This is a genomic window from Bradyrhizobium sp. USDA 3397 (assembly GCF_054060965.1).
The window spans coordinates 6,314,877-6,338,998 of record NZ_JBSSDS010000001.1; the positions used below are offsets into that span (position 1 = coordinate 6,314,877).

28 protein-coding genes are annotated in these 24,122 nt (G+C 64.6%); 16 read left to right on the top strand and 12 right to left on the bottom strand.

The genetic code is table 11. The features are described 5' to 3' along the window. Positions 1-47: 47 nt before the first annotated feature. The 4 genes from ACVWYQ_RS29205 to ACVWYQ_RS29220 all read right to left on the bottom strand — a co-directional run bounded on the left by ACVWYQ_RS29205 (position 48) and on the right by ACVWYQ_RS29220 (position 6,193). Entirely contained in the window at positions 48-1,655 is a 1,608-nt protein-coding gene (locus ACVWYQ_RS29205; RefSeq protein WP_404546035.1) for a DUF882 domain-containing protein, read from the bottom strand. A gap of 284 nt (positions 1,656-1,939) precedes the next feature. Next, positions 1,940-4,129 (bottom strand): L,D-transpeptidase family protein, encoded by a 2,190-nt coding sequence (locus tag ACVWYQ_RS29210; protein ID WP_404546037.1) that lies wholly within the window; start codon positions 4,127-4,129, stop codon positions 1,940-1,942. A 348-nt stretch (positions 4,130-4,477) separates the two neighbouring features. After that, positions 4,478-5,974, bottom strand: a complete 1,497-nt coding sequence (locus tag ACVWYQ_RS29215) for a sigma-54-dependent transcriptional regulator (protein WP_271542981.1) — start codon at positions 5,972-5,974, stop codon at positions 4,478-4,480. Between the two features lie 21 nt (positions 5,975-5,995). Next, a complete protein-coding gene (locus tag ACVWYQ_RS29220) occupies positions 5,996-6,193 on the bottom strand; it encodes a hypothetical protein (RefSeq protein ID WP_456726613.1) in 198 nt (65 codons plus the stop codon). On the opposite strand from ACVWYQ_RS29220, the gene ACVWYQ_RS29225 reads away from it, so the two are divergent. The 13 genes from ACVWYQ_RS29225 to ACVWYQ_RS29285 all read left to right on the top strand — a co-directional run bounded on the left by ACVWYQ_RS29225 (position 6,102) and on the right by ACVWYQ_RS29285 (position 16,943). Further along, a complete protein-coding gene (locus ACVWYQ_RS29225; protein WP_456726614.1) occupies positions 6,102-8,054 on the top strand; it encodes a M3 family oligoendopeptidase in 1,953 nt (650 codons plus the stop codon). The genes ACVWYQ_RS29220 and ACVWYQ_RS29225 overlap by 92 nt on opposite strands. Before the next feature lie 82 nt (positions 8,055-8,136). Then, complete coding sequence (locus ACVWYQ_RS29230) at positions 8,137-8,361, top strand: AbrB/MazE/SpoVT family DNA-binding domain-containing protein (RefSeq protein ID WP_035998672.1); 225 nt, start codon at positions 8,137-8,139, stop codon at positions 8,359-8,361. A gap of 12 nt (positions 8,362-8,373) precedes the next feature. Further along, positions 8,374-8,769: a type II toxin-antitoxin system death-on-curing family toxin gene (locus ACVWYQ_RS29235; protein WP_271542985.1), complete on the top strand. Its 396-nt coding sequence runs from the start codon at positions 8,374-8,376 to the stop codon at positions 8,767-8,769. Positions 8,770-8,866: 97 nt separating this feature from the next. Beyond that, positions 8,867-9,019 (top strand): aa3-type cytochrome c oxidase subunit IV, encoded by a 153-nt coding sequence (locus ACVWYQ_RS29240; RefSeq protein ID WP_035998674.1) that lies wholly within the window; start codon positions 8,867-8,869, stop codon positions 9,017-9,019. Between the two features lie 140 nt (positions 9,020-9,159). After that, positions 9,160-10,287: a Re/Si-specific NAD(P)(+) transhydrogenase subunit alpha gene (locus ACVWYQ_RS29245; RefSeq protein ID WP_157288160.1), complete on the top strand. Its 1,128-nt coding sequence runs from the start codon at positions 9,160-9,162 to the stop codon at positions 10,285-10,287. Positions 10,288-10,298: 11 nt separating this feature from the next. Then, positions 10,299-10,616: a proton-translocating transhydrogenase family protein gene (locus tag ACVWYQ_RS29250; RefSeq protein ID WP_035998681.1), complete on the top strand. Its 318-nt coding sequence runs from the start codon at positions 10,299-10,301 to the stop codon at positions 10,614-10,616. Positions 10,617-10,655: 39 nt separating this feature from the next. Continuing rightward, on the top strand, positions 10,656-12,053 hold the full coding sequence (locus ACVWYQ_RS29255; protein WP_057028050.1) for an NAD(P)(+) transhydrogenase (Re/Si-specific) subunit beta: 1,398 nt from the start codon (positions 10,656-10,658) through the stop codon (positions 12,051-12,053). Positions 12,054-12,106: 53 nt separating this feature from the next. Next, positions 12,107-12,241 (top strand): hypothetical protein, encoded by a 135-nt coding sequence (locus tag ACVWYQ_RS29260; protein WP_404546041.1) that lies wholly within the window; start codon positions 12,107-12,109, stop codon positions 12,239-12,241. A gap of 29 nt (positions 12,242-12,270) precedes the next feature. Continuing rightward, the gene (locus ACVWYQ_RS29265; protein ID WP_404546449.1) at positions 12,271-13,068 is read left to right on the top strand and encodes an alpha/beta hydrolase; all 798 of its coding nucleotides are present in this window, start codon (positions 12,271-12,273) and stop codon (positions 13,066-13,068) included. A gap of 97 nt (positions 13,069-13,165) precedes the next feature. Continuing rightward, complete coding sequence (locus tag ACVWYQ_RS29270; RefSeq protein WP_404546451.1) at positions 13,166-14,500, top strand: sodium:proton antiporter; 1,335 nt, start codon at positions 13,166-13,168, stop codon at positions 14,498-14,500. A gap of 49 nt (positions 14,501-14,549) precedes the next feature. Next, on the top strand, positions 14,550-15,647 hold the full coding sequence (locus ACVWYQ_RS29275; protein WP_404546043.1) for a calcium:proton antiporter: 1,098 nt from the start codon (positions 14,550-14,552) through the stop codon (positions 15,645-15,647). A gap of 12 nt (positions 15,648-15,659) precedes the next feature. Continuing rightward, positions 15,660-15,944 carry a cupin domain-containing protein gene (locus tag ACVWYQ_RS29280; protein WP_128264157.1) on the top strand — a complete coding sequence of 95 codons (285 nt, stop codon included), beginning with the start codon at positions 15,660-15,662 and terminating at the stop codon, positions 15,942-15,944. Positions 15,945-16,037: 93 nt separating this feature from the next. Next, the gene (locus tag ACVWYQ_RS29285) at positions 16,038-16,943 is read left to right on the top strand and encodes a hypothetical protein (protein WP_404546045.1); all 906 of its coding nucleotides are present in this window, start codon (positions 16,038-16,040) and stop codon (positions 16,941-16,943) included. 26 nt (positions 16,944-16,969) lie between these two features. On the opposite strand, the gene ACVWYQ_RS29290 is transcribed toward ACVWYQ_RS29285, so the two are convergent. Continuing rightward, a complete protein-coding gene (locus ACVWYQ_RS29290; RefSeq protein WP_404546046.1) occupies positions 16,970-17,620 on the bottom strand; it encodes a tetratricopeptide repeat protein in 651 nt (216 codons plus the stop codon). A 101-nt stretch (positions 17,621-17,721) separates the two neighbouring features. After that, positions 17,722-18,018 (bottom strand): 30S ribosomal protein S21, encoded by a 297-nt coding sequence (gene rpsU, locus ACVWYQ_RS29295; protein WP_008546194.1) that lies wholly within the window; start codon positions 18,016-18,018, stop codon positions 17,722-17,724. A gap of 259 nt (positions 18,019-18,277) precedes the next feature. Here rpsU and aqpZ point away from each other — a divergent pair, with 259 nt between their 5' ends. Beyond that, the gene (gene aqpZ, locus ACVWYQ_RS29300; RefSeq protein WP_456726615.1) at positions 18,278-19,000 is read left to right on the top strand and encodes an aquaporin Z; all 723 of its coding nucleotides are present in this window, start codon (positions 18,278-18,280) and stop codon (positions 18,998-19,000) included. 46 nt (positions 19,001-19,046) lie between these two features. Here aqpZ and ACVWYQ_RS29305 read toward each other — a convergent pair whose 3' ends face one another. Both ACVWYQ_RS29305 and purE read right to left on the bottom strand, forming a co-directional pair. Then, a complete protein-coding gene (locus ACVWYQ_RS29305; protein WP_456726616.1) occupies positions 19,047-20,150 on the bottom strand; it encodes a 5-(carboxyamino)imidazole ribonucleotide synthase in 1,104 nt (367 codons plus the stop codon). Continuing rightward, on the bottom strand, positions 20,150-20,638 hold the full coding sequence (purE, locus tag ACVWYQ_RS29310; RefSeq protein ID WP_157286893.1) for a 5-(carboxyamino)imidazole ribonucleotide mutase: 489 nt from the start codon (positions 20,636-20,638) through the stop codon (positions 20,150-20,152). Before purE ends, ACVWYQ_RS29305 begins: the two co-directional genes overlap by 1 nt. A gap of 142 nt (positions 20,639-20,780) precedes the next feature. Here purE and ACVWYQ_RS29315 point away from each other — a divergent pair, with 142 nt between their 5' ends. Continuing rightward, the gene (locus ACVWYQ_RS29315; protein WP_456726617.1) at positions 20,781-21,488 is read left to right on the top strand and encodes a GGDEF domain-containing protein; all 708 of its coding nucleotides are present in this window, start codon (positions 20,781-20,783) and stop codon (positions 21,486-21,488) included. Between the two features lies 1 nt (position 21,489). Here ACVWYQ_RS29315 and ACVWYQ_RS29320 read toward each other — a convergent pair whose 3' ends face one another. The 3 genes from ACVWYQ_RS29320 to ACVWYQ_RS29330 all read right to left on the bottom strand — a co-directional run bounded on the left by ACVWYQ_RS29320 (position 21,490) and on the right by ACVWYQ_RS29330 (position 22,320). Beyond that, on the bottom strand, positions 21,490-21,741 hold the full coding sequence (locus ACVWYQ_RS29320; protein ID WP_157286891.1) for a hypothetical protein: 252 nt from the start codon (positions 21,739-21,741) through the stop codon (positions 21,490-21,492). Between the two features lie 22 nt (positions 21,742-21,763). Next, positions 21,764-21,982, bottom strand: a complete 219-nt coding sequence (locus ACVWYQ_RS29325) for a hypothetical protein (RefSeq protein WP_035998725.1) — start codon at positions 21,980-21,982, stop codon at positions 21,764-21,766. A 131-nt stretch (positions 21,983-22,113) separates the two neighbouring features. After that, positions 22,114-22,320: a YdcH family protein gene (locus tag ACVWYQ_RS29330; protein WP_008546179.1), complete on the bottom strand. Its 207-nt coding sequence runs from the start codon at positions 22,318-22,320 to the stop codon at positions 22,114-22,116. A 330-nt stretch (positions 22,321-22,650) separates the two neighbouring features. Here ACVWYQ_RS29330 and ACVWYQ_RS29335 point away from each other — a divergent pair, with 330 nt between their 5' ends. Continuing rightward, on the top strand, positions 22,651-22,833 hold the full coding sequence (locus ACVWYQ_RS29335) for a YdcH family protein (protein WP_008546178.1): 183 nt from the start codon (positions 22,651-22,653) through the stop codon (positions 22,831-22,833). Between the two features lie 145 nt (positions 22,834-22,978). On the opposite strand, the gene ACVWYQ_RS29340 is transcribed toward ACVWYQ_RS29335, so the two are convergent. After that, a complete protein-coding gene (locus ACVWYQ_RS29340; protein ID WP_404546054.1) occupies positions 22,979-24,103 on the bottom strand; it encodes an NAD(P)/FAD-dependent oxidoreductase in 1,125 nt (374 codons plus the stop codon). Positions 24,104-24,122: the final 19 nt, after the last annotated feature.

Below are 24,122 nucleotides of genomic sequence, written 5' to 3' on the forward strand. Positions count from 1 at the left end.
TCACCCGGGCAAGGACGAACAGAGAGAGTTTTGCGGGTACAGAGGACTCAGCGCAGCGCGGCGGTGCGCATGACGAACGACGTCGTCTCGAGCTTTGCGGTCGCGCTGCCCGAGAAATTGTCGCAGGACAGGCCCTGCATCGGGTCGTCGGAGAAGCCCATCGCGAGCACGGCCTTCGGCTTGACGAAATAGCCGCGCAGCGCCGCGGTATCGAGCTCGCCCATCAGCGTCACCGACATCGCGCGGCTGGCGCTCGGCGACAGCATCACGATCTTGAGCCAGATGCTCTCGCCCTTGGCCGCGGAGAGACGGGTCGCGGTTGCGATCTTGCCGTCGATGCTCTTGCCGACCACCGTGTCGATCTCCGTGGCCTGAGCCAGGCTGCGGGGGCGGGCGGTGCGCGGAATCGGCGCGGAGGCGGCGACGACATTGGCGCGGTCGACCGGGGAGGCCGCTGGCGCGAAAGCCAGGGCTTGGAGGGCCGCGTTGGACACGCTCGCGGTTGGCTGCGGATCGGTGGCCGCGGCCAGCGCCTGGCGCGCCTTCAGCGCGGCGACCTGCGCCGGCGTCGCTTGCTGCGGCGTGGCCGGAACGTCATCCCAAAAACCGCGCGCATTGATGATGTCGGCCGGGGTCTCCGGCTTTCCGTCAACAGGCTTGCCGGTCGCGGGCTTGTCAGCCACGGGCGCGGGCTTCGGCTTGGGCGGCGCAACGATCTGCGCATCGGCCGAGGCGAGCTGGATCGTGGCGGCGATCTGCGGCTTGGCGCGCGGCGTCGGCACCGGCTCGGCGGGCTTGGCGGCGGCTGCGACGACGGTCGGTGCCGCCGGCTTTGCGGCCGGGGCGGGCGCGCCCTCGTCATCCTCGTCGCTGGCGGCCGGAGCTGCCGGCTTGCTCCTGAACAAGGCGGCGAAGAAATTCGGCTTGCTGCCGGCATCGTCGCCGCTGCCGCGTCGCTCGATCTCGGCCTTGGCGAGCTCATAGTTCTTCAGTGGCGTGCCGTCGGTCGGCAGATGCACCGTCTTTCCATCCGGGAATACACGGGCGAGCTGGTCATGCGTCATGCGCGGCCAGTGCCGGACACTGCCGGTGTCGAGATGCACGAAGGGCGAGCCCGAGGTCGGATAGAAACCGACACCGCCGCGCTGCAGGCGCAGGCCGGCGAAGCGGATCTGCTCCAGCGGCACGCCGGGGATGTAGAAGTCCATTGCATGGCCCAGCGTGTGCTGGCTGAAGCGCGCCACGCCGGAGGAGCGTCGGCGGAGCATGGCGTTGGTGGCGGGAGAGCGGTAGGCGGAGATGATCTGGATCGGCTGCTTGCCGTCGACGTCCTTGTAGACTTCCCAGAGGATGTCGAACAGGCGACGGTCCATCACCGTCTGCTCCTGGCTGCGCCAGTCGCGCAGGAAATGGTTGAGCTGCTTCAGCGCCGCTTCGTCGTAGCGCCCGTCGCGCTTGAAGGTGACAGTGAGGTCTTCGCCGGAATGGGTGTGGTGGAACGAGAGCGTCTTGGTCTCGTTCAGCGCGGCGGCGTCATGAACCGAACCGGCCGCCGCAAGCAGCAATGCAGCGGCAAGGCCGATTCGGGACCCGGCCTTCACGCCCGCATGGGACAACGACAGCACAGCGAATTGGCGTGCGAGACAAGTCAGCACGTATGAGCCCACCCAGTCGACGAGCGTTCAAATGGACTCTCCCGCCAACCCCGTTAGCAGCGCGAAAGAGGATGAACGCTTTCTTAAAGCGAGAAGGTTAATTTGAGGTTGACCTTCTCGCCCCCAAACCAAGTCAGAATACGATCCTAAGCGGTTGACTGTGGCAAAAAAACGCCCGCTGCCCGGGTGGACGGTGGGACATGGTTAACGTCAGACGACCCCATCGGGGATGGGGTCGCTGATTTCGTTGCAGAATTTCAGGAAGTCGGAGGGCCGGGCAGGCGTCAGCGGGTAAACACCCGCTGCTGCTGTTGCGGACGGCGGCCGACCGGTGCCGGCGGCACGGCCTGGGTGGGCGCCCCGAACAGCCGCTCGAAGAAGTTCGGCCCGGACGAGCCGAAGCCGCTGCCGTTGTTGGCCACGGCCACGCCCGAGGGCAGCGTCGTCGCCGGACGCGAATAGCTCGGCTGGGAATGTGCCACGACGGCCTCGAGGTCCTTGCCGCGATTGTTCTTCAGGACGTTGATCATGACCGCGTCGCGACCATAGACGTCCTTGCGGAATTGCAGCTTGCCGGCCTCATCCACGAACGCGGTCTGATAGGTGATGTTGACCGGAATCGGCGTCGGGAATTTCAGGTCGATCTCGCTCTTGCCGTACATGCTGCGGATGCGCTCCGGCGTGTACTTCTCGTTCGGCATGACGATGTTGAGTAGAACGGAGGCGTACTGATCCGGATTCTGCACGCGCATGCAGCCATGGCTGAAGGCGCGCTCTTCCTTGGCGAACAAGTGCTTGTCCGGCGTGTCGTGTTGATAGACGAGGAACTTGTTCGGGAAGTTGAAGCGGATGCGGCCGAGCGCGTTGGCTTCGCCCGGCGGCTGCGAAATGTGCACCGAGCCGTCGCGGTTTTGCTCAAGCCTCAGGCCCATGCGTTGAAGCACGGTCGGGTCCTGCTGCAATGCCGGCAGGTACTCGTTGTAAACGATGGATGGCGGCACATTCCAGGTCGGGTTCACCGTGATGTACTTCATCGTCTCGGTGAGGAGCGGGGTGGCTTGCTTGCCCGGCTTGCCGGTGACGACGCGTGTGGTCCAGACCTGCTGGCCGCGTTGCATCACTTTCAAAGTGAAATCGGGAATGTTGAGGATGACATAGGCATCACCCAGCGACGGCGCGCCGAGCTCGCGCGGCAGCCAGCGCCAGCGTTCCATGTTCACCAGCACCACGTCGATCTGCTTGTCGCGCTTGGGGGTGTTGAGCGCCTTCACCGTTTTGTCGTCGAGGATGCCGGTCGCCTTCAACTCAGCGCCGCTCTGGAATTTGCGCACGGCTTCGGCGACCGCCGCGTCATAGCGGGTGTCGCCCGCGTTCTCGGCGAGGCCGAGCTTGGCGCGCAGCTGCGGCACGCGCGGATCTTCCACGACGATCTCGGCCTGCTTCTTGCCGGCCGGGGTGTATTTCAACGCGGGGCCGTCGGCGATCTCGATCGCCGGACCGCTGCCCTGGCCGCGCAGCTCGGCGAGCTTGGCCTTCAGCTCCTTGTAGAGCTTGTGCGGCGGGTTGTAACTCTCGAGCGCCGCGGAGGCGTCCGCCGCCGTCGTAACCTTGGCGAGCACTTCGCCGGGATCGACCGGATGCTCGGGATAGAGAATGTCGCCGCTCGCCTGCGACCAATGCATGCGGCCGCTCTGGGCATGGCGCGCATAGTCGAACATGCTGGCGGTGAGCTTGAGTTCGGCATCAGCCAGCGCATCGGGGGTCGTGGCGGCGAAATCCGGCACCGGATAGTCGGCGGGATTGAGGCCGTCGGAGGCCGCATCCTTGAGCCGCGCGATTACACCCTTGGCCGCGGCAGTCAGGTTGCCGCCTTGCGTCCAGACCGGCGTGTAGTCGCGTGCGCCGTAGAACTTCTCAATCGCTGCACGTTCGTTCTTGCGGTCGAAGTGCCGCGAGGTCTTGGCGCCGATGATGTCCTTGAGCTTGTCCGCGACCGGCTGGTCGGCGGCGGGAACGTTGCTTGCGGCTTTCACCGGCTCGGCGGCCGGAGCGGTCGCAGCAGCCGGAGCGGTCGGTGCTGTCGTAGCGGTGTCGGCCTTGGCGGGCTCGGTCTTTGCCGGTTCCGTCTTTGGCGGTTCAGTTTTGGCTGTGTCGTTCTTGGGCGCGTCAGTGGCAGGCGTAGTGGCGACGTCCGAAGGTCTGGGTGCGGCCGATGGTGCCGCGTCAGCCTTCGCAGACTCCTTGGCGCCGTCCTGAAGCGTCGCGGTGGTGTCGATCTTGATGTCTGCTGCAGTCGGGGGCGGGACGTTTGCGGGCTCGGGGCGCGGGATCGCGGCTTCGATCGCGAGTTCGGCGGCGCTGCTGCGCGGCAGATCCTGCGCCAGGGCCGAGCTGGCCGACACCGTGAGGAAGGTCGCCGCGACCGTCATCAAGACACGGTCAAAGCCCACACGGTGGTTCAAACAGTCAAGCATTGTGTCGCACCCCTCGGGTGAACTGTTCCTTCGTGGAACAGCTTCGTTATCGCTTATTGATGTTTCGGCTAAACCGCGCCGGCCTCTCGAAAGTTGCACGCCTGCACGCAACGATTCTGACGCAGACGATATACAGGCCCCGATTTTGCAGCCAGCGCTACCCGGGACAACTCACGACAAACTGACTTCAAGGGAGCCTCTTGGCAACGGATTGTACGCTTCTGCCACGCGCTTTTCCCTCTGTCTGTCACTTCCAAGTCACGGTTCAAACCGCAGACGAATTCCGTCGTCACGCGAACGGCTTAGAGCGATCTCGCACCGCCGCGCGAAGCTTCGTTCGCACTGGGCTCAATGCGTCTCCTCGCCGCTTTTGCCGCCATGCCCGGGAACCCCGGCCTCGTCGAGTTTGCGGTAGAGCGTCGAGCGGCCGATTTTGAGTCGGCGAGCCACTTCGGACATCTGGCCGCGATAATGCGAGATGGCGAAACGGATGATCTCGTTCTCCATGGCCTCCAGCGGGCGAACATCCCCGGTCGCAGTGAGCATGGACAGCGTTCCCACCGCGGGGAGCGGGGCGATTGGTATTTCATTACCCGACACCAGGGAGGGCGTCGCCGCCGGCTCGAGCAACAGCGGAGCGGTCGGAATATCCGTGACGGGATGCGCCTGCGAGGCCAGCAGGGGGAAGTCGCCGAGACCGAGCTGGTCCCCATCGCTCATCACCACGGCGCGATAGACCGCGTTCTCGAGCTGGCGGATGTTGCCGGGCCAGTCGAGCTGGGCAAGATGGGCCACCACCTCGCCGCTGATCCCCGTGATCGGGCGGTTCTCCTCGGCGGCAAAGCGCGTGATGAAATGCCTGAGCAGGTGCGGGATGTCCTCACGCCGCGCGCGGAGCGAGGGGATCGTCAGTGGCAGCACGTGCAGCCGGTAGAACAGGTCTTCCCGGAAATGTCCCTGCTTCACCCGCTCCAGCAGCTTGCGATTGGTGGCCGAGATGATGCGGACATCGACCTTGACCGGTTTGCGGCCGCCGACCGATTCCACGGCGCCTTCCTGGAGCGCGCGCAGCAGCTTCACCTGCGCCGTCAGCGGCAGCTCGCTGACCTCGTCCAGAAACAGCGTGCCGCCATGAGCCTCGACGAACTTGCCCGTGTGCCGCTCGGTGGCGCCGGTGAAGGCGCCCCTCTCATGGCCGAACAGGATGGACTCGACGAGGTTATCGGGAATTGCGCCGCAATTGACCGCAACGAACGGCTTGGCCTTGCGCTCGCCGCTGCCATGGATGGCGCGCGCGAACATCTCCTTGCCGACGCCGGACTCGCCCTCAATCAGCACGGGGATCGCGGAGTTTGCCGCCTTCTGGGCGGCGCGCATCACGCCCGTCATCGCTTCGGAGCGGGTGATGATGTCGGAGAAGGTGAGCCGTCCTTCGCGGCTGTGACGGATGCGCTGCAATTCGCCCTTGAGCGCGGACGTGTTGAGCGCGTTGCGAAGCGAGACCTGGAGCCGCTCGACGCCGACCGGCTTGACGACGAAATCGGCCGCGCCCGCGCGCATCGCGGAGATCACGTTGTCGATGCCGCCATGGGCGGTCTGCACGATGACGGGGACGCTCAGCCCCGCTTCGCGGATCTTCGCCAATACGCCCATGCCGTCGAGGCCGGGCATCACGAGATCGAGGATGACGGCGTCGATGGTTGGTCCGTCGGGGGCAGTGAGGGCGGCAATTGCGGCGTCACCGGAGTCCACGACGACCGTCTCATAGCCGCATTTCTGCACCATGTTCTCGACCAGCCGGCGGGCTACAGCGTCGTCGTCGGCGATCAAAATACTGGCAGCCATGGTGTTCCCCGCACGCTACTACTATCTGTCTCGAATCGGGGCACTCTGGCCGAAGCCGATTAACGCACGCTTAAACCTTGATGTCCCCGCCTGCCGCCGCGATTGTTGAACACAGGTTTCCCACACAATGAATTCGCGCTCCAAGTCCGCCTTGAACAAGTCCGCCTTGAACAAGTCTGCCTTGAACAAGACCGCTCTCAAGAAGTCTGCTCCCGGCAAGCCCGCTCCCCGCAAGCCAAGCACCAAAAAATCCGCCGCCAAGGCAAGACCCTCCAAAGCTGCACCCTCCAAAGCTGCGAGCAAGACCGGCAAGCTTCCGGAGTGGAACCTGGCCGACCTCTATTCCGGGATCGCGGCGCCGGAGGTGGCGCGCGATCTCGAAAAGCTGGATGCCAACTGCATCGCCTTCGAGACGGACTACAGGGGCAAGCTGGCGACAGGGACAGCAAACGAAGATGGCGGAAAGTGGCTCGCCGAGGCGGTGCGACGCTATGAGGCGATCGACGATCTCGCCGGCCGTCTTGGCTCCTATGCCGGGCTTGTCCATGCCGGCGACAGTGTGGACCCTGCGATTTCAAAGTTTTACGGCGACGTGTCCGAGCGATTGACGGCGGCGTCCACGCATCTGTTGTTCTTCGCGCTCGAGCTCAACCGGATCGATGACGATATTTTGAATCGCGCGATGCAGGCCGCCGAGCTCGCGCACTACCGTCCCTGGATCGAGGATCTGCGCAAGGAGAAGCCGTACCAGCTCGATGACAAGCTGGAGCAGCTTTTCCTGGAGAAGGCGCAGACCGGCTATTCAGCCTTCAACCGGCTGTTCGACCAGACCATCTCCGGCCTGCGCTTCAAGGTCGGCACCAAGGAGCTCGCGATCGAGCCGACGCTCAACCTGTTGCAGGACCGTGACGGCTCCAAGCGCAGAAGCGCGGCGGAGGCGCTGGCGAAGACCTTCAAGGCCAATGAGCGCACCTTTGCGCTGATCACCAACACGCTGGCCAAGGACAAGGACATCTCCGACCGCTGGCGCGGCTTCAAGGACGTTGCCGATTCCCGCCATCTGAACAACCGCGTCGAGCGCGAGGTCGTCGACGCGCTGGTCGCCTCGGTTCGGGCGGCCTATCCGAAGCTGTCGCATCGCTATTATGCGCTGAAGGCGAAATGGTTCGGCAAGAAGCGGCTGGCCTATTGGGACCGCAACGCGCCGCTGCCTTTTGCGGCGACCGATGTCATCGCCTGGCCGGAGGCGCGCAGCATGGTGCTGACGGCCTATCGCGGCTTCTCGCCTAAAATGGCCGATATCGCCGAGCGCTTCTTCACCGACCGCTGGATCGACGCGCCGGTGCGGCCGGGCAAGGCGCCCGGTGCGTTCTCGCATCCGACCACGCCGTCGGCGCACCCTTACGTGCTCATGAACTACCAGGGCAAGCCGCGCGACGTGATGACGCTCGCGCATGAGCTCGGCCATGGCGTCCATCAGGTGCTCGCGGCAAAGAACGGCGCGCTGATGGCGCCGACGCCGCTGACCCTGGCGGAGACCGCGAGCGTGTTCGGCGAAATGCTCACCTTCAAGCGGCTGCTGGCCCAGACCAAGAGCGCGAAGCAGCGCCAGGCGCTGCTCGCCGGCAAGGTCGAGGACATGATCAACACCGTGGTGCGGCAGATAGCATTCTATTCCTTCGAGCGTGCGGTCCACACCGAGCGCAAGAACGGCGAGCTCACCGCGACGCGGCTCGGCGAGATCTGGCTGTCGGTGCAGGGCGAGAGCCTCGGGCCGGCGATCGAGATCAAGGCGGGTTACGAGAACTACTGGATGTACATCCCGCACTTCATCCATTCGCCGTTCTACGTCTACGCCTACGCGTTCGGCGACTGTCTCGTGAACTCGCTCTATGCCGTCTACGAGAACGCGGCCGAGGGTTTCGCCGAGCGCTATCTCGACATGCTCGCCGCCGGCGGCACCAAGCACTATTCCGAGCTGCTGCGGCCGTTCGGGCTCGATGCGAAGGACCCGAAATTCTGGGACGGCGGGCTCAGCGTCATCGCCGGGATGATCGACGAGCTGGAGGCGATGGGCTGACGCATTCGCCATCCGTAAAACATCCGTTGAACCGACTCTGTTGGTTGTGTTATACAAGTGTATAACGCGCCGGAGGTCAGCCATGAAAATTGAGATCAAGAAGATCGGCAATTCGGATGGTTTGCTGTTGCCACGCGAGCTGATGCAGCGCCTCGATCTCAAGCGCGGCCAGCAATTGCATGTGGTGGAATTGCCTGGTGGTGGTTTTCAGCTGCTGCCCTACGACCCCGATTTCGAGCGGACGATGGAGATCGCCGACGAGATCATGGATAAGTATCGCGACACGCTCGCTGCGCTCGCAAAATAGCTGGCGATGCGCATGAGCGATCCTCAGGAGCCGCTCTGGGTCACCTACGAGCAGGCTGTCGCAATTCATGGTCGACAGCTCCGGCGCTTCGGCGGTGCGCCGCGATTGCGCGACGAAGGCATGCTGCGCTCGGCGCTGGAGCGCCCGATCAACAAATGGCGCTATGGACAGGCGCCGTTGGACGAACTCGCTGCAGCCTATGCATTCGACCTCGCGAAAAATCATGCATTCGTCGACGGAAACAAGCGCATCGCCTTCATGACCATGATGGCTTTTCTTCGCAAGAACGGCGTAGCTTTCAGCCCCGATCCCGCAGAAGCGACAACGATCATCCTCTCTCTCGCTGCCGGCGAAGTCAGCGAGGAGAGCCTCGCGCGCTGGATCCGGGACAATTGGAATTCCAAATGACCCGATTTGCGGGAAAACCCCGCCTCGGTGCCGTTGCCCTGTCTAAATCTTTCAGGTATCCCAGCCCGAGAATTCGACGTTCGACTGGGGACATTCCATGGCTGACCATAGCGAAGTGGCATACACCACCGCCGACGGCAACGACTACGTTGCCCACGAGCAGACCTATGAGGGCTTCATCAAGCTGGTGAAGTACGGCACGGTCTCGGTCGCGCTCATCGTGATCCTGATGGCGGTCTTTCTGACCTGATCCATCGTCGGCTGCATCCGCCAACGCCGGCGGCTGCTCATTAATTTTGCATACAAGCCGGTTTCAAAACCGGTATCCAAACGTTGCGGGAGTAACGCTAAGTTCGCGTGCGCGCTTTTGTCCGCGTCGCTGGAGGGCCTATGAAGATCGCCGTTGCCAAAGAAATAGATCCGTCGGAGCCGCGGGTCGCCGCTTCGCCTGATACGGTGAAGAAGTTCAAGGCGTTGGGCGCCGAGATCGCCGTCGAGCCGGGTGCCGGCATCAAGTCGGGGCTTCCGGATTCCGAATTCACCGCGGCCGGCGCCACCGTCAGCGCTGACGCGCTCAAGGACGCCGACATCATCATCAAGGTGAAGCGCCCTGAGGCATCCGAGCTGGCGCAGTACAAGCGCGGCACCCTCGTCATCGCCATCATGGACCCCTACGGCAACGATGCCGCGCTGAAGACGATGGCCGATGCCGGCATCGCCGCCTTCGCGATGGAATTGATGCCGCGCATCACCCGAGCGCAGGTGATGGACGTGCTGTCCTCGCAGGCCAACCTCGCCGGCTACCGCGCCGTGATCGAGGGCGCCGAAGCCTTCGGCCGCGCCTTTCCGATGATGATGACCGCAGCCGGCACCGTGCCTGCCGCAAAGGTGTTCGTGATGGGCGTCGGCGTCGCCGGCCTCCAGGCGATCGCGACCGCGCGCCGTCTCGGCGCCGTCGTGACCGCGACCGACGTGCGGCCCGCCACCAAGGAGCAGGTGGAATCCCTCGGCGCGAAATTCCTCGCCGTCGAGGACGAGGAGTTCAAGAACGCGCAGACCGCCGGCGGCTACGCCAAGGAAATGTCGAAAGAATACCAGGCTAAGCAGGCCGCGCTCACCGCCGAGCACATCAAGAAGCAGGACATCGTCATCACCACTGCGCTGATTCCGGGCCGCCCGGCGCCGAAACTTGTCAGTGCCGACATGGTCAAGTCGATGAAGCCCGGCTCGGTGCTCGTCGACCTCGCCGTCGAGCGCGGCGGCAATGTCGAGGGTGCGAAGCCGGGCGAGGTCGTCGATGTCGATGGCATCAAGATCGTCGGCTACACCAACGTCGCCGGCCGCGTCGCAGCCTCGGCCTCCAGCCTCTATGCCCGCAATCTGTTCTCCTTCATCGAGACCATGGTCGACAAGAAGGAGAAGAAGCTCGCCGTGAATTGGGACGACGAGCTCGTCAAGGCCACTGCGCTGACGAAGGACGGCGCCGTGATCCACCCGAACTTCCAGCCGAAGGTTTAAGGAGAGCCGCCATGGAGCACGCTGCACAGGTCGTCGACCCCTTCATCTTCCGGCTGTCGATCTTCGTTCTCGCCGTCTTCGTCGGTTATTTCGTGGTGTGGTCGGTGACGCCCGCGCTGCACACGCCGCTGATGAGCGTGACCAACGCGATCTCCTCGGTGATCGTGGTCGGCGCGCTGCTCGCCGTCGGCGTCGGCATGGTTTCGAGCGGCTCGGGCTGGGCGCGCGGCTTCGGCTTCGTCGCGCTCGTCTTCGCCTGCGTGAACATCTTCGGCGGCTTCCTTGTCACCCAGCGCATGCTGGCGATGTACAAGAAGAAGTCGAAGTAAGCGGCCACCTCGGGCTGAAGGGATCAATGGGGACCTGAGATGAGCGCCAATCTCTCTGCATTCTTGTATCTCGTGGCGGGGGTGCTGTTCATCCTGTCGCTGCGCGGGCTGTCGAGCCCGGCAACCTCGCGCCAGGGCAATCTGTTCGGCATGATCGGCATGGCGATCGCGGTCGCCACCACGCTGGCGAGCCATCCGCCGGCCGATGGCGTGGCCTGGGTCCTCGTGATCCTCGCGGTCGCGATCGGCGGCGGCATCGGCGCGGTGATCGCCCGTCGCGTGCCGATGACCTCGATGCCGGAACTGGTCGCCGCCTTCCACTCGCTGGTCGGCATGGCCGCGGTGCTGGTCGCCGCCGGCGCGTTCTACGCGCCGGAGGCCTTCGACATCGGCAAGCCTGGCGCCATTCATGCATCAAGTCTGGTCGAAATGTCGCTCGGCGTCGCCATCGGCGCGCTGACCTTCACCGGCTCGGTGATCGCGTTCCTGAAGCTGTCCGCGCGCATGAGCGGCGCGCCGATCATCCTGCCGGCCCGTCACATCATCAACATCGCGCTCGCCGTGGCGCTGGTGTTCTTCATCGTCCGTCTCGTCCTCACCGGCGGCGCGTTCGACTTCTGGATGATCACCATCATCGCGCTGGCGCTCGGCGTGCTCATGATCATCCCGATCGGCGGCGCCGACATGCCGGTCGTGATCTCGATGCTGAACTCCTATTCCGGCTGGGCGGCCGCCGGCATCGGCTTCACGCTGGGCAATTCCGCGCTGATCATCACCGGCGCGCTGGTCGGCTCCTCCGGCGCGATCCTGTCCTACATCATGTGCCACGCGATGAACCGGTCCTTCATCTCGGTCATCCTCGGCGGCTTCGGCGGCGAGACCGCGGCGGCCGGCGGCGCCACGGGCGAGCAGAAGCCCGCCAAGCTCGGCTCGGCGGACGATGCCGCCTTCATCATGAAGAATGCCTCCAAGGTCATCATCGTGCCCGGCTACGGCATGGCGGTGGCGCAGGCGCAGCACGCGCTGCGCGAGATGGCGGACATGCTCAAGAAGGAAGGCGTCGAGGTGAAATACGCCATTCACCCGGTCGCCGGCCGCATGCCTGGCCACATGAACGTTCTGCTCGCGGAAGCCAATGTGCCCTATGACGAGGTGTTCGAGCTCGAGGACATCAACAGCGAATTCGCGCAGGCCGACATCGCCTTCGTGATCGGCGCCAACGACGTCACCAACCCGGCGGCCGAAGAGGACAAGACTTCGCCGATCTACGGCATGCCGGTGCTCCAGGTCTGGAAGGCCGGCACGGTGATGTTCATCAAGCGCTCGCTGGCCTCTGGCTATGCTGGCATCGACAATCCGCTGTTCTACCGCGACAATACCATGATGCTGCTCGGCGACGCCAAGAAGGTCACCGAGAACATCGTCAAGGCGATGTAGCGCCAGGCGCGCGGACCGTGGCCATCAATTAGGAATGGCACCAGTCCCATCGCATGCCGCCCAAAGCGACGCGCGAGCAGCGCATCGCCTGGCACGCTGCCCACAAGGCGGCGTGCGGCTGCCGCGACGTTCCGGCGAGCCTGCGGCCCGACGTCATGAAATTGCTGTGGAGCCGTCGCAAGCCCTAGTCTCAACCGAGGGGCCGGCCGCGCAAATGATGACAATCGTCAAGTGGATCGCCATCCTGCTCGTGACCGTCTATCTCGTCGGTCTCGTCGTGCTGTACGTCCGCCAGCGCGAGATGCTGTTTCCGATCCCGCCCGTTGGCCGCACCGCACCCGATGCTGCGGGCCTTCCCGAGGCACAAGAGCATGTCCTGACCACGTCTGATGGCGAGCAGGTCATCGTCTGGCACGTGCCGGCCAAGCCCGGTCGTTCCGTGATCCTCTACTTCCACGGCAATGGCGATTTTCTCGCCGGCCGCGTCGGCCGTTTCAAGGCGATGACCGCCGACGGCACCGGCCTCGTTGCGTTGTCCTATCGCGGCTATGGCGGCTCGAGCGGGGTGCCGAGCGAGCAGGGCCTGCTGCGCGACGCTGCCGCCGCCTACGCGTTCACCACCGCGCGTTATGCGGCGGAACGAATCGTCGCCTGGGGCTTTTCGCTCGGGACGGGCGTCGCAGTCGCGCTCGCCTCGGAGCATCGCGTTGGAAAACTCATCCTGGAGGCGCCCTATACCTCGACGGCCGACATTGCGGGGGCATCGTTCTGGTTCGTTCCGGTCCGCCTTCTGATGCGTGACCCCTTCCATTCGGACCAGCGCATGTCGCGCGTCACGGTGCCGCTGCTCGTCATGCATGGCACCAATGACCATGTCATTTCGATCGTCTTCGGAGAGCGTCTGTTCGCACTCGCCCGCGAGCCCAAGCGGTTCGTTCGCATGGAGGGCGGCGGGCACGACGATCTCGATCAATATGGCGCGATCGAAACCGCGAGAGGCTTCATTGGCGGCTGACGGCTTGGCTCAACGTTACATCCCTGCGCTCGCCGTCTCCTGTTTGACGCTTCTGCCGCAGAATGCGCTTGCCGCGACCGGCCTCGATGGTGCGGCGATGCGCTGGCCCTATGCGCTGCCCTTTGCCGGCTTGTTGCTGTCGATTGCAATGGGGCCGCTGCTGTTGCCGAAGATCTGGCATCACCATTACGGCAAGATCACCGCTGCCTGGTCGCTGCTGGCGCTCGCCGCGCTCGTGGTCTTCGCCGGCGGCATGGCGACACTGGCGGCGCTGGTCCATGCCATGCTCGCCGAATATCTCGGCTTCATCGTGCTGCTGTTCGCGCTCTATGTCGTGGCCGGCGGCATCCTCATCACGGGCGACATCAAGGGCACGCCGGCGGCGAATGTCGGCATCCTCGCGCTCGGCACGCTGGGGGCGAGCATCGTCGGCACCACGGGTGCCGCGATGATCCTGATCCGCCCCTTGATCCGCGCCAACCGGCAGCGGCGCCACAACACCCATGTCGTCATCTTCTTTATCATCCTGGTGGCCAATGTCGGCGGCGCGCTGAGCCCGCTCGGCGATCCCCCGCTGTTCGTCGGCTTCCTGCATGGCGTTGACTTCTTCTGGACCACGCGGACCATCTGGTTGCAGACCGCACTCGTCGCCGTCCTGCTGCTCGCGATCTTCGCCGTCGTCGACGTCTGGCGCTTTCGCAGTGAGCCGCCGCCCGCCGTCACAGGCCGGGGAGAGCCGTTGCGCATCCGCGGCCTCGTCAATCTGGTGCTGATCGCAGCCGTTGTCGCCAGCCTTCTCGCCTCGGCGATGTGGAGGCCCGACATCGCTTTCGACATTTTCGGCACCAAGCTGGAGCTGGAGGACGTCGCGCGCAACCTGGCGCTGCTGGCCATCGCGGCGCTGTCGGTGTGGCTGACGCCCGACGAGCACAGGCAGGCCAACGGCTTCACCTGGGAGCCGATCCGCGAGGTCGCAAAACTGTTCGCGGGCATCTTCGTCGCCATCATCCCGGTCATTGCCATGCTGAATGCCGGCCATCACGGCGCGTTCGCCTGGCTGCTGTCGGCGGTGACGGCGCCGGATGGCGCACCGCGCGAGGTCGTCTATTTCTGGTTCACCGGCCTGATGTCCGCGTTCCTCGACAATGCGCCGACCTATCTGCTGTTCTTCGAGCTCGCCGGCGGCAATCCGCAGGTGCTGATGCATCAGCTCTCGGGCACGCTCGCCTCGATCTCCATGGGAGCGGTCTACATGGGAGCGCTCACCTATATCGGCAACGCGCCGAACTTCATGGTGAGCAGCATCGCCCGCGAGAACGGCATCGCGATGCCGAGCTTCTTCGGTTATCTCCTGCGCGCCGGCGCCGTGCTGATCCCGCTGTTCCTGTTGCTGACGTTCCTGCCGGTCGCACCGATCCTGCACTGGCATTGAATCTGCCGGCCGATTTGCTATTGCTCGCTTTCGTAGTTGGAGCCGATGGATGAGCGCGCATGATCCGATGCCCCGGTCGGCCTGGGTCTTTCCGGCGCTGTCCCTGCTGTTGTTCGCAGCCGTCAGCGCCACGGATTACGTCTTCACGCTGTCGTTTGGCGGTCTTCTCTTCACCGTCGTCCTTCTGGTCATCCTGTTCGGCACGGTGTTCGCGGCGGTTCATCATGCCGAGGTGATCGCGGAGCGGGTCGGCGAACCCTATGGCACGCTGGTGCTGACGCTCTCGGTGACCATCATCGAGGTCGCGCTGATCACCACGATCATGCTGGGCGAAAAGCCCGCCCCGGCACTGGCCCGCGACACCGTGTTCGCCGTGGTCATGATCGTCTGCAACGGCCTCGTCGGGCTCTGCATCTTCATCGGCGGCCTGCGCTATCGCGAGCAGGGTTTTCAGCTCTCCGGCGCCAACGTCTATCTCAGCGTCCTGTTCGCGCTCGCGACCATCACGCTGATCCTGCCGAACTACACCACCACCACGCCGGGGCCGGTCTATTCGGCGGTCCAGCTCGGCTTCGTCGACGTGGTCACGCTGGCGCTCTATGCGGTGTTTCTCTACACCCAGACGGTCCTGCACAAGGATTACTTCGTCCACGAGCGGGCGTACGGCGGCAGCGGCGAGGTGCATCTGTCGGGCAGGATGCTGGTGCTCAGCGTCGTGCTGCTGCTGATCGCGCTGCTAGCGGTCGTGCTGCTCTCCAAGAAGTTCTCGCTGGTGGTCGACGCCGTCGCGGCCAAGATCGGCGCGCCGCCGGCCTTTGCCGGGCTTCTGGTCGCGCTTCTGATCCTGATGCCGGAAGGCGTCGCGGCCGTCTCGGCGGCCCGCCAGAACGACCTCCAGAAGAGCATCAACCTCGCTCTGGGATCGTCGCTCGCGACCATCGGCCTGACCATTCCTGCCGTCGGCGTCGCCACTTACGCGCTCGACAAGGAGCTCGAGCTCGGCCTCGGCGCCCAGGGCAGCGTGCTCCTGCTGCTGACCTTCTTCCTGAGCATGCTGACCTTCGGCACGGGCAGGACCAATGTCCTGTTCGGCCTGGTGCATATGGTGGTATTTGCCGTCTACGTCTTCATGGTTTTCGTACCCTAGAAGGAGCTCCCAGTGCTTGCCGCCCAGTCCGAGGTTCAGGTCGACAACGAAGAGGTCCGGGTGACGGAATGGCGGCTTGCCCCCGGCAGCGCCACCGGTCATCACACCCATGGCATGGACTATGTGATCGTTCCGGTCGCCGCCGGCGAGATGACCATCGTCGCGCCCAATGGCGAAAGGTCCAAGGCTCAGCTTGCCGCCGGGAAATCCTATTTTCGCAAGGCCGGCGTCCAGCATGACGTACTTAACGAAACCTCAACTGAGATCGTGTTCCTTGAAATTGAGCTGAAACGCTAGGGTCGCGCCCCTGTTTGCCATCGATCCGTCGCAGTTGATCCCTCACAATGCCCTAAAGTTCCCGCATCAGGTCGCGCGGGGAGTGTGGTCGGAATGCTGAAATACCTCGCAAAAATTTCGATGGATATTTTCCCCTCGGTGCTCGCGACGATCATCGGGGCCTACATCGTCAATCATTACATCAACGCCAAGCCCGCCGCCGACACCCCAGCCGCCGTAACCGCGCCTGCCCAGACCGGCAGCGACGGCAAGCCCACCGATACCGCCAACCTTCCCGCTCCCGGCGTCAAGGCCAAGGGCATCCCCGAGAAGAGCGTGACGGACAAGGCGGCGGTCGAGAAGCCGGTCGATCATCCGCCGGCCGCCGAGACCAAGGCCGCAGACGTGGCTCCCGCTGAGACCGGCCCGCGCGGCCGTCCCTCTGCCCGCGACAAGGCCGCGGCGAAATCCGCACCGGCTGCCTCTGCTCCCGTGGTTGAGGCCAATTCGGCCCCGACGGCGGCTTCCCCGGCCCCCGATGCCAACGATCTGGCGCGTGCTGCGATCGAGCGTCTGCGCAAGTCGCCCGAGGGCAAGGCTGCCGAGGCCAGAGCGTCCGAGACCAAGCCGTCCGAGGCTCGCGCGTCGGAGACCAAGCCGGCTGAGCCTGCGGTGCGGGACGCCGCCCGCACGCCGGAGGCCCCGCGGGTCGTGAATGTGGAGCCGTCTCCAGTCCGTCCGCTGCCGCCGCCGATCAATGTCTCGACGCCCTCACCCGAGGCCTATGGCAATGGGGGCTCCAATCCGCCCTACACGGCCTCGATCGGCAACGATGATCCGAATCGGGTGACGCCGCCGGCCGACATTCCCGTGCCGGTCATCGCACCGCCGCTCGACCTGCGTGCCGATGCGGGCGCCGCCCTGCCGCGGCCGAAGAAGACCAATGTCGCCGACGAGATGCTGTCGGGCATGAAGTCGATGTTCAACGCCGTTCTGCCCAAGAGCGCCACGCCCGACTAGAACTCCGCTCAGCCTGCGCCAAACCGTCAGCCGCCGACGCGGGCGAGACCACTGCGGGCGGGTTCGTCGCGTGGACGAAGCGCGACCGCCTTGGTGTAGGACGCCGCCGCCTTGGCTTTGTCGCCCAGGCGCTCATAGACCTGACCGCGCGCGGTCCAGACCTGGGCATTGTTCGGATCGGCCTCGGAGGCTTCATCGAGATCGGCTGCGGCCTCCTTGACCTTGCCGAGCGCGAGATAGCTGTTGGCGCGGCCCAGCAGCGGCTCGGCCTTTTGCGGGTTGAGTCCGCTGGCGGCGCTGAAATCGGCGATCGCGAAGTCGTGCTGGTTGTTGCCTTGGTAGATCAGGGCGCGGCCATAGAGCGCCTGCGCATTGTAGGGATCGAGGCCGATCGCGCGATTGAACTCGTCGAGCGCTGCCTCGGTCTCGCCTGACTTCGCCAGGGACTGGGCCTTCGCGGTATGGGCCTGGGCTTCGGTGACGTTGCCGGCGCTCACGGCGCTCTCGGCCGGCGCGGCGGCCTTGGGGGCCTCCTGCGGCTTATCCTTCTCCGGCATCAGCGATCCCAGATCGAACGAGCAGCCGCCCAGCACGATCCCCGTCAGGGCCGCCGCGAGCGGCGGCTGCCAGATCCGGCGCCGTCGCGGAAGGCCGCGCTGGGAGAAAGGAGAGGCCATCTACGGTTGGCTCGCGCTAGAGCTTGATCCGACAAGTCCTCAAAACAATAACGCGGGCCTGGGGCCCGCGTCATCGAAAACTAGAGTCTTGCTGAATCGGCTCAGCGCGGTCCGCGCGGACCTGCGCCGGGGCCGCCACGACCGCCGCGATCACCGCCCGGGCCGGCGCCGAACACCGGCTTCGGCTTCATCGGCAGCAGGCCTTCGCGCTGCAGCTTCTTGCGGGCCAGCTTGCGCGCGCGGCGCACGGCTTCGGCCTTTTCGCGGGCCTTCTTCTCGGAGGGCTTCTCGTAATGACCGCGGAGCTTCATCTCGCGGAAAATTCCCTCGCGCTGCATCTTCTTCTTCAGCGCCTTGAGGGCTTGATCAACATTGTTATCGCGAACGAGAACCTGCACGCGGCATCCTCTTCAGGTGGATCGGATTTGAATTCTGGTAAGTCAAAGGGGATGGCGAAACGCGCAAGCCCTTAACCTTGAGCGCGCCGATGTATCAGACAAAACCGCAGATGTCCACCGGCCAAGCGGGTTTTCGGGCCAAGTTCGGCCATTAAATGCGGCGAAAATACCTCCATGCGGCCCCGATTTGGGCGATTTGGCGCCGAGGACGGGGCCGCGCCGGAGCTTGTTCCGGAATCTTTGCAATGAGGGGACTACAATGGACATCAAAAAATACGCTGCCGAAGCCATCGGCACCTTCTGGCTGACATTCGCAGGCTGCGGAAGCGCAGTGATCGCGGCCGGTTTCCCGCAGGTCGGCATTGGCCTTGTCGGCGTCTCCCTCGCCTTTGGATTGAGCGTGGTCACGATGGCCTATGCGATCGGTCACATCTCGGGCTGCCATCTGAATCCGGCCGTCACGGTCGGTCTCGCCGCCGGCGGCCGCTTTCCGGCCGGCCAGATCCTGCCTTATGTGATCGCCCAGGTGGCGGGCGCGATTGTCGCCGCATCGCTGCTCTATGTTATTGCCAGCGGGGCGCCCGGCTTCGACGTCAGCAAGGGCTTCGCATCGAACGGATACGGCGCGCATTCGCCCGGCCAGTACAGCCTGATGGCCGGCTTCCTCACCGAGGTGGTGATGACCATGATGTTCCTGTTCATCATCATGGGGGCAACCCATGGCCGCGCGCCGGTGGGTTTCGCACCGCTGGCGATCGGGCTCGCGCTGGTGATGATCCACCTCGTCAGCATTCCCGTCACCAACACTTCGGTGAACCCGGCACGCAGCACCGGCCCGGCACTGTTCGTCGGCGGCTGGGCGCTGGCGCAGCTCTGGCTGTTCTGGGTCGCGCCGCTGATCGGCGGCGCGCTCGGTGGGGTGATCTATCGCTGGCTCAGCGAGGAGCCCACCGGCATCGTTGCGGGTGTGAAGACGGCGTAAGTAATCACAATCACCCGGCGGGATTGCAGCTCTTGCTGCGATCCCGTCACTTGTCCCGGGGCGGCCTGACTTCGGTCACGTGGCCCATCTTGCGCCCGGGGCGCGGCGCGCCCTTGCCGTAGATGTGCACGGTCGCGCCCGGCACGCTCAGCCACTTTTCGTAATCGTTGATCTCGTCGCCGATCAGATTGGTCATGGTGACGACCTCGCCGTGGCGCACCGGCTTGCCGAGCGGCCAGCCGGCGATGGCACGGATGTGCTGCTCGAATTGCGAGACGGAGGCGCCGTCGAGCGTCCAGTGCCCGGAATTGTGCACGCGCGGCGCAATCTCGTTGACCAGCACCTTCGGTCCGGTGCCGCCTGCCAGCACGAACATTTCGACCGCGAGCACGCCGACGTAGTCGAGCGCGGTTGCGATTTTGCTCGCGATGCTGCGCGCCTCCTCGGCGAGCGCGTCAGGGATCGGCGCGGGCGCACGCGATATCTTCAGGATGTGGTCGCGGTGCTCGTTCTCGGTGACGTCGAAGCACTCGACCTCGCCCGTGGCCGCGCGCGCGGCGATCACGGAGATCTCGCGCTCGTAGGGCACGAAGGCCTCTAGGATCGCCGATTTGGTGGCGAGGCTGGTCCACACCTTCGCGATGTCGTCGCCCTCGCGGATGATGGCCTGGCCCTTGCCGTCATAGCCGAAGCGGCGGGTTTTCAGCACCGCTGGAAGGCCGATCCTGGCGATCGCCTCGCGCAGCGAGGAGACGGAGGTGACGTCGGCGTAGGCGGCAGTGCCGATCCCGAGCTTGGTCACGAAATCCTTCTCGGCGAGCCGGTCCTGGGTCGTCTCGAGGATCTTGCGGTTGGGCAGCACCGGGCGGCGCGCGTCCAATACCAGCGCGGCTGCCGCCGGCACGTTCTCGAATTCGTAGGTGATGACGTCGACATCATGTGCGAACAATTCGAGCGCCTCGACGTCGGCATATTCGGCGCAGGTCGCGTTCAGCACGACGTCGAAGGCCGGTGAATCGGGATCGGGCGAGAACACCTGGCAGCGCAGGCCGAGTCGCGCCGCGGCCATGGCAAGCATCCGGCCCAACTGTCCGCCGCCGAGGATTCCGATGGTGTCACCGGGCTTCAGCTTCACGTGCCTGGTGCCCATCACGCCTTGTCCTCCGGCCGCTCGGCGACCGCCTCGGTCTGGGCCTTGCGCCAGGCGGCGAGGCGATCCGACAGGGCCGGGTCGGACAATGCCAGCACGGCGGCTGCCAGCAGCGCAGCATTGATCGCGCCGGCCTTGCCGATGGCGAGGGTGCCGACCGGAATGCCCGCGGGCATCTGGACGATTGAATAGAGCGAATCGACGCCCTTGAGCGTCTTGGATTCGACGGGAACGCCAAACACCGGGAGTTCCGTCAGCGCCGCCGCCATGCCGGGCAGATGGGCCGCGCCACCGGCGCCGGCGATGATGACCTTGTAACCCGCGGCCTTGGCGCCCTTGGCGAATGTGAACAGCCGGTCGGGCGTGCGGTGGGCCGAGACGATGCGGCTGTCGGCAGCAATGCCGAGCGCGTCAAGCGTGTCGGCGGCGTGCCGCATCGTATCCCAGTCCGACTGGCTTCCCATGATGATGGCGATCGGCGCGGTCATGACGTCAATTGTGCCCAGAAAAACAGAGAGATAGGCCAGATTAATGATTCCGGCCGGCGGCTCGCAAGGCGGTGGCAAGGAGAAGGGAATCCACTATCCTGTCTTGGTGAATCCCCGCAAGCCTTCATTGAGCAGGATGCCCATGAAGAAACCGAAAAGGGCGAGCCCTGCGAAGGTCAGAAAGGGCCGGAACATCAGCGCCGCCCGACCCAAAGCCGTTTCGAGCCGCGCGGCCAAACCGGCCTTGCGCAGAGCGCCGGCTGCTGATGACGGCAAGGCGATCATCCGCGGCCTCAGGAGCAAGCTCAAGGCGGCCCTGCTGCGGATCTCGGAGCTCGAGGCGGCCGCCGATACCGATTTCCTGCTCGGGATTCCCAACCGGCGCGGTTTCGAGCGCGAGCTCGCGCGCGCCATCGCCTATATGAAGCGCTACCGCGCCAGCGGGGCGCTGATCGTGCTCGACGTCGATAGGTTGAAGCCGATCAACGATTCCTTCGGTCATGCCGCCGGCGATGAGGTGCTCAAGGCGATCGTCGCCACGTTGATGCGACAGGTCCGCGCCTCGGACGTGGTCGGCCGGCTCGGGGGCGACGAGTTCGCGCTGCTGCTCTGGAATCTCAGCGAGACCGATGCCAAGGCGAAGGCCGCGGCCCTGGAGCAGGCGATCGACGAATTGTCATTCGTTTTTCGCGGCCAGCACGTGACCGCGGGCGCCTCGGCCGGCGTCGCGCTGCTCGGTCCGCAATCCGCTGCAGGCCGCGCCCTGGAGGAGGCGGATGCCGCCATGTATGTGCGCAAGGCGAGCCGCCGGCACGAGCCGCGGATCAAGCTGGTCGGCAGCGAGCGCTAGTCTACAGGGAGGCAAGATCGTCCGGCACGTTGCCGAACTTGCGCAGCAGCGTCGCGTCGCCAAATTCGCCCGTCATGGGATCGCCGCTGCGGCTGAACGCGATTGCGCCGATATGGCCGGCGCCGCGCGCCAGCATCTCGGCGCGTCGCAGCGCCGCCGTCGAGGACTGGCACTCCTCTGCAGCGCCTGCGACGGGTGATCCGTCGTCATCAATCAAGAAGGGCATTGCAACGTAATAGGTCACATCCGACATGGCGTTGCTCCAAGGTTGAAGATTATGCGGCGCTGCTCTTGCTCCGCATCTTGCTGCGCGAGATCTCCGGAATGCAGCCGGCGGAAATCGCCGCCTGCAATTCCTCCAGCTCGGCTTCCAGATATTCGTTGGCCATGATCAGCGCCTTGATGGTGCTGCGCAGATTGCCGTCGCACATCGCGATCGCCTGATCGCAGGCCTGTTCGTAATGGCTGTTGTCGAAAAGGGCGGTTGCCGACATCTGCGTTGTCCTCGTGTGTTGTCCTTGAGCGTTCTCTGAGGTGTTGGGGCGCCCGCGAATGTTCCTATTTTGTTCTTATTGAGTCAAGCGGATTCGGAAGCGGCGGGGCGCCGCGCAAGACCGGCTCACGGTCAGGCGATGATGTCGGGGGTGATCTGGTCTTCGATGAACGCGATACGGTCGCGCAACAACAGCTTGCGCTTCTTCAGGCGCTGTAACCGCAACAGGTCGGGGGCGGGCGATTGATGCAACGCATCGATCGCCGCATCAAGATCTCGGTGTTCCTGCTGCAACCGGGTGAGCTCGGCTTCGAGCTCACGCTCATCTTCATTGGTCATGTCTGCGGTGGCCGAAAACCGATAGGCGTGAGATCTGGGCTGTGGATGCCCTGTGGAAATTATCGTCCTTGCGCCGCGTGATCGCAAGCGATCTGCGATCCCTCCTCGCCGATCTCCCGCAACATATTTCTGCAAGGGGCTGCGACGGTGCGCCGGCGCATTGATATCATGGATTTTTCCGGCGTGGTTCCCATAGTCACGCTTCGTTACATATGAACTTTCAAAAATGACGCTGCAACGACGGATACCCATCGACAGGACGAATCGGTGATGTAGACTTGGTTGTCCGGATCGAATCCTAAAGGTTCAACCCTACCGAGGAGGTTTCGAATGACAATTCAGGCACATCTCGTTGAATTGGAACGGAAGCACAAACTTCTCGAAAACGAATTGCACGAAGCTCTCGTGCACCTTTCAACAGACGACCTGCAAATTGTTGAGTTGAAGCGCCGGAAGTTGATGGTCAAGGACCAGATCGAGCGTCTGAAGCAATCTGGCGACACGCTCCACTAGTAACCCCCGTGACAGTGTAGAGTTGATCACGTCCTTCACGCAGGGATGAGAGCATTCGTGCTCATCCCTGCTGCAAGGTGTGTACCGTGCACGCGGTTGTGCGGCGCTCACTCTTGCTTGGACCCGTGGTTCTCGACGCGCACACTTATCCGCTTCTCGAAACGCTCTCGATGTCTGCGAGTTCGGCGACGTGATCGGCGATCGCGAGCGAGGACGTCAGTCCCGGCGATTCGATGCCGAACAGATTGATCAGGCCTGCAACGCCGTGATCGCGCGGGCCCTGCATCAAGAAATCCTGCGTGGCCACGGCCGGAGGCACGATCTTCGGGCGGATGCCCGAATAGCTCGGCATCAGCGCGCCGTCAGGCAGCGTCGGCCAGTATTTGCGGATCGCGGGATAGAAGCGCTCGGCGCGTGACGGATCGACCTCGTAGTCGATCGTCTCGATCCATTCGACGTCAGGCCCGAAGCGCGCCTGTCCTGCCATGTCCAGCGTCAGGTGCACGCCCAGGCCGCCGGGCTCTGGCACCGGATAGATCAGGCGCGAGAACGGCGCCCTGGCGTTGCAGCTGAAGTAGTTTCCCTTGGCGAGATAGGCCGGCGGAATCCGGTCCAGCGGCATGCCGTCGATGCAGCGCGCCACATGCGTCGCCGACAGCCCCGCGGCGTTGACGAGGAGGCTGCATTGCAGCGTCATCGGTGCCTCGCCGCCGGCATCGATCTCGATGAGGCCGGCCGCCGCCTTGGCACGGATCAGCGGGGTGTGAAACGCGAAAGCTGCGCCGGCGTCCTCGGCTTCGCCGCGCAGCGAGAGCATGTAGGCGTGGCTGTCGATGATGCCCGTCGACGGTGACAGCAGCGCGGCGTCGCAGGCGAGCGCCGGCTCCAGCGCGCGTGCGGCCTCGCCCGAGAGCAGCTGCATGTCGAGCACGCCGTTGGCCTCGGCGTGCGCCTTGATCGATTGGAGCTTCTCGGTCTCCTTCGGGCTGGTCGCGACGATCAGCTTGCCGCAATTCTTGTGCGGGATGCCGCGCTCGGCGCAGTAGCGGTACAGCGCGTGCTTGCCTGCCACGCACATGCGCGCCATCCAGCTCCCGGCCCGGTAGTAGATGCCGGCATGGATCACCTCGCTGTTGCGCGAGGAGGTGACGGTGCCGATCGCCTCGGCTTCCTCGAGCACGATCACCTCGCGCCCGGCCTGGGCGAGCTTCCGGGCCACCGCGAGCCCGACCACGCCGGCTCCGATGACGACGCAATCGACCCTATCCATGGTTGTGCAGGAAACCAGT

Excerpts from the sequence above, each read along its gene's own strand:
- ACVWYQ_RS29215 (WP_271542981.1), bottom strand. The coding sequence starts at position 5,974 with ATGGCTGCCAGTATTTTGATCGCCGACGACGACGCTGTAGCCCGCCGG.
- ACVWYQ_RS29225 (WP_456726614.1), top strand. The coding sequence starts at position 6,102 with ATGAATTCGCGCTCCAAGTCCGCCTTGAACAAGTCCGCCTTGAACAAG.
- ACVWYQ_RS29245 (WP_157288160.1), top strand. The coding sequence starts at position 9,160 with ATGAAGATCGCCGTTGCCAAAGAAATAGATCCGTCGGAGCCGCGGGTC.
- ACVWYQ_RS29235 (WP_271542985.1), top strand. The coding sequence starts at position 8,374 with ATGAGCGATCCTCAGGAGCCGCTCTGGGTCACCTACGAGCAGGCTGTC.
- ACVWYQ_RS29265 (WP_404546449.1), top strand. The coding sequence starts at position 12,271 with ATGACAATCGTCAAGTGGATCGCCATCCTGCTCGTGACCGTCTATCTC.
- ACVWYQ_RS29230 (WP_035998672.1), top strand. The coding sequence starts at position 8,137 with ATGAAAATTGAGATCAAGAAGATCGGCAATTCGGATGGTTTGCTGTTG.
- ACVWYQ_RS29270 (WP_404546451.1), top strand. The coding sequence starts at position 13,166 with ATGCGCTGGCCCTATGCGCTGCCCTTTGCCGGCTTGTTGCTGTCGATT.
- ACVWYQ_RS29290 (WP_404546046.1), bottom strand. The coding sequence starts at position 17,620 with ATGGCCTCTCCTTTCTCCCAGCGCGGCCTTCCGCGACGGCGCCGGATC.
- ACVWYQ_RS29325 (WP_035998725.1), bottom strand. The coding sequence starts at position 21,982 with ATGTCGGCAACCGCCCTTTTCGACAACAGCCATTACGAACAGGCCTGC.
- ACVWYQ_RS29260 (WP_404546041.1), top strand. The coding sequence starts at position 12,107 with ATGCCGCCCAAAGCGACGCGCGAGCAGCGCATCGCCTGGCACGCTGCC.
- ACVWYQ_RS29320 (WP_157286891.1), bottom strand. The coding sequence starts at position 21,741 with ATGTCGGATGTGACCTATTACGTTGCAATGCCCTTCTTGATTGATGAC.
- ACVWYQ_RS29240 (WP_035998674.1), top strand. The coding sequence starts at position 8,867 with ATGGCTGACCATAGCGAAGTGGCATACACCACCGCCGACGGCAACGAC.
- ACVWYQ_RS29335 (WP_008546178.1), top strand. The coding sequence starts at position 22,651 with ATGACAATTCAGGCACATCTCGTTGAATTGGAACGGAAGCACAAACTT.
- ACVWYQ_RS29210 (WP_404546037.1), bottom strand. The coding sequence starts at position 4,129 with ATGCTTGACTGTTTGAACCACCGTGTGGGCTTTGACCGTGTCTTGATG.
- aqpZ (WP_456726615.1), top strand. The coding sequence starts at position 18,278 with ATGGACATCAAAAAATACGCTGCCGAAGCCATCGGCACCTTCTGGCTG.
- ACVWYQ_RS29255 (WP_057028050.1), top strand. The coding sequence starts at position 10,656 with ATGAGCGCCAATCTCTCTGCATTCTTGTATCTCGTGGCGGGGGTGCTG.
- ACVWYQ_RS29250 (WP_035998681.1), top strand. The coding sequence starts at position 10,299 with ATGGAGCACGCTGCACAGGTCGTCGACCCCTTCATCTTCCGGCTGTCG.
- purE (WP_157286893.1), bottom strand. The coding sequence starts at position 20,638 with ATGACCGCGCCGATCGCCATCATCATGGGAAGCCAGTCGGACTGGGAT.
- ACVWYQ_RS29340 (WP_404546054.1), bottom strand. The coding sequence starts at position 24,103 with ATGGATAGGGTCGATTGCGTCGTCATCGGAGCCGGCGTGGTCGGGCTC.
- ACVWYQ_RS29330 (WP_008546179.1), bottom strand. The coding sequence starts at position 22,320 with ATGACCAATGAAGATGAGCGTGAGCTCGAAGCCGAGCTCACCCGGTTG.
- ACVWYQ_RS29305 (WP_456726616.1), bottom strand. The coding sequence starts at position 20,150 with ATGGGCACCAGGCACGTGAAGCTGAAGCCCGGTGACACCATCGGAATC.
- ACVWYQ_RS29275 (WP_404546043.1), top strand. The coding sequence starts at position 14,550 with ATGAGCGCGCATGATCCGATGCCCCGGTCGGCCTGGGTCTTTCCGGCG.
- ACVWYQ_RS29315 (WP_456726617.1), top strand. The coding sequence starts at position 20,781 with ATGAAGAAACCGAAAAGGGCGAGCCCTGCGAAGGTCAGAAAGGGCCGG.
- ACVWYQ_RS29285 (WP_404546045.1), top strand. The coding sequence starts at position 16,038 with ATGCTGAAATACCTCGCAAAAATTTCGATGGATATTTTCCCCTCGGTG.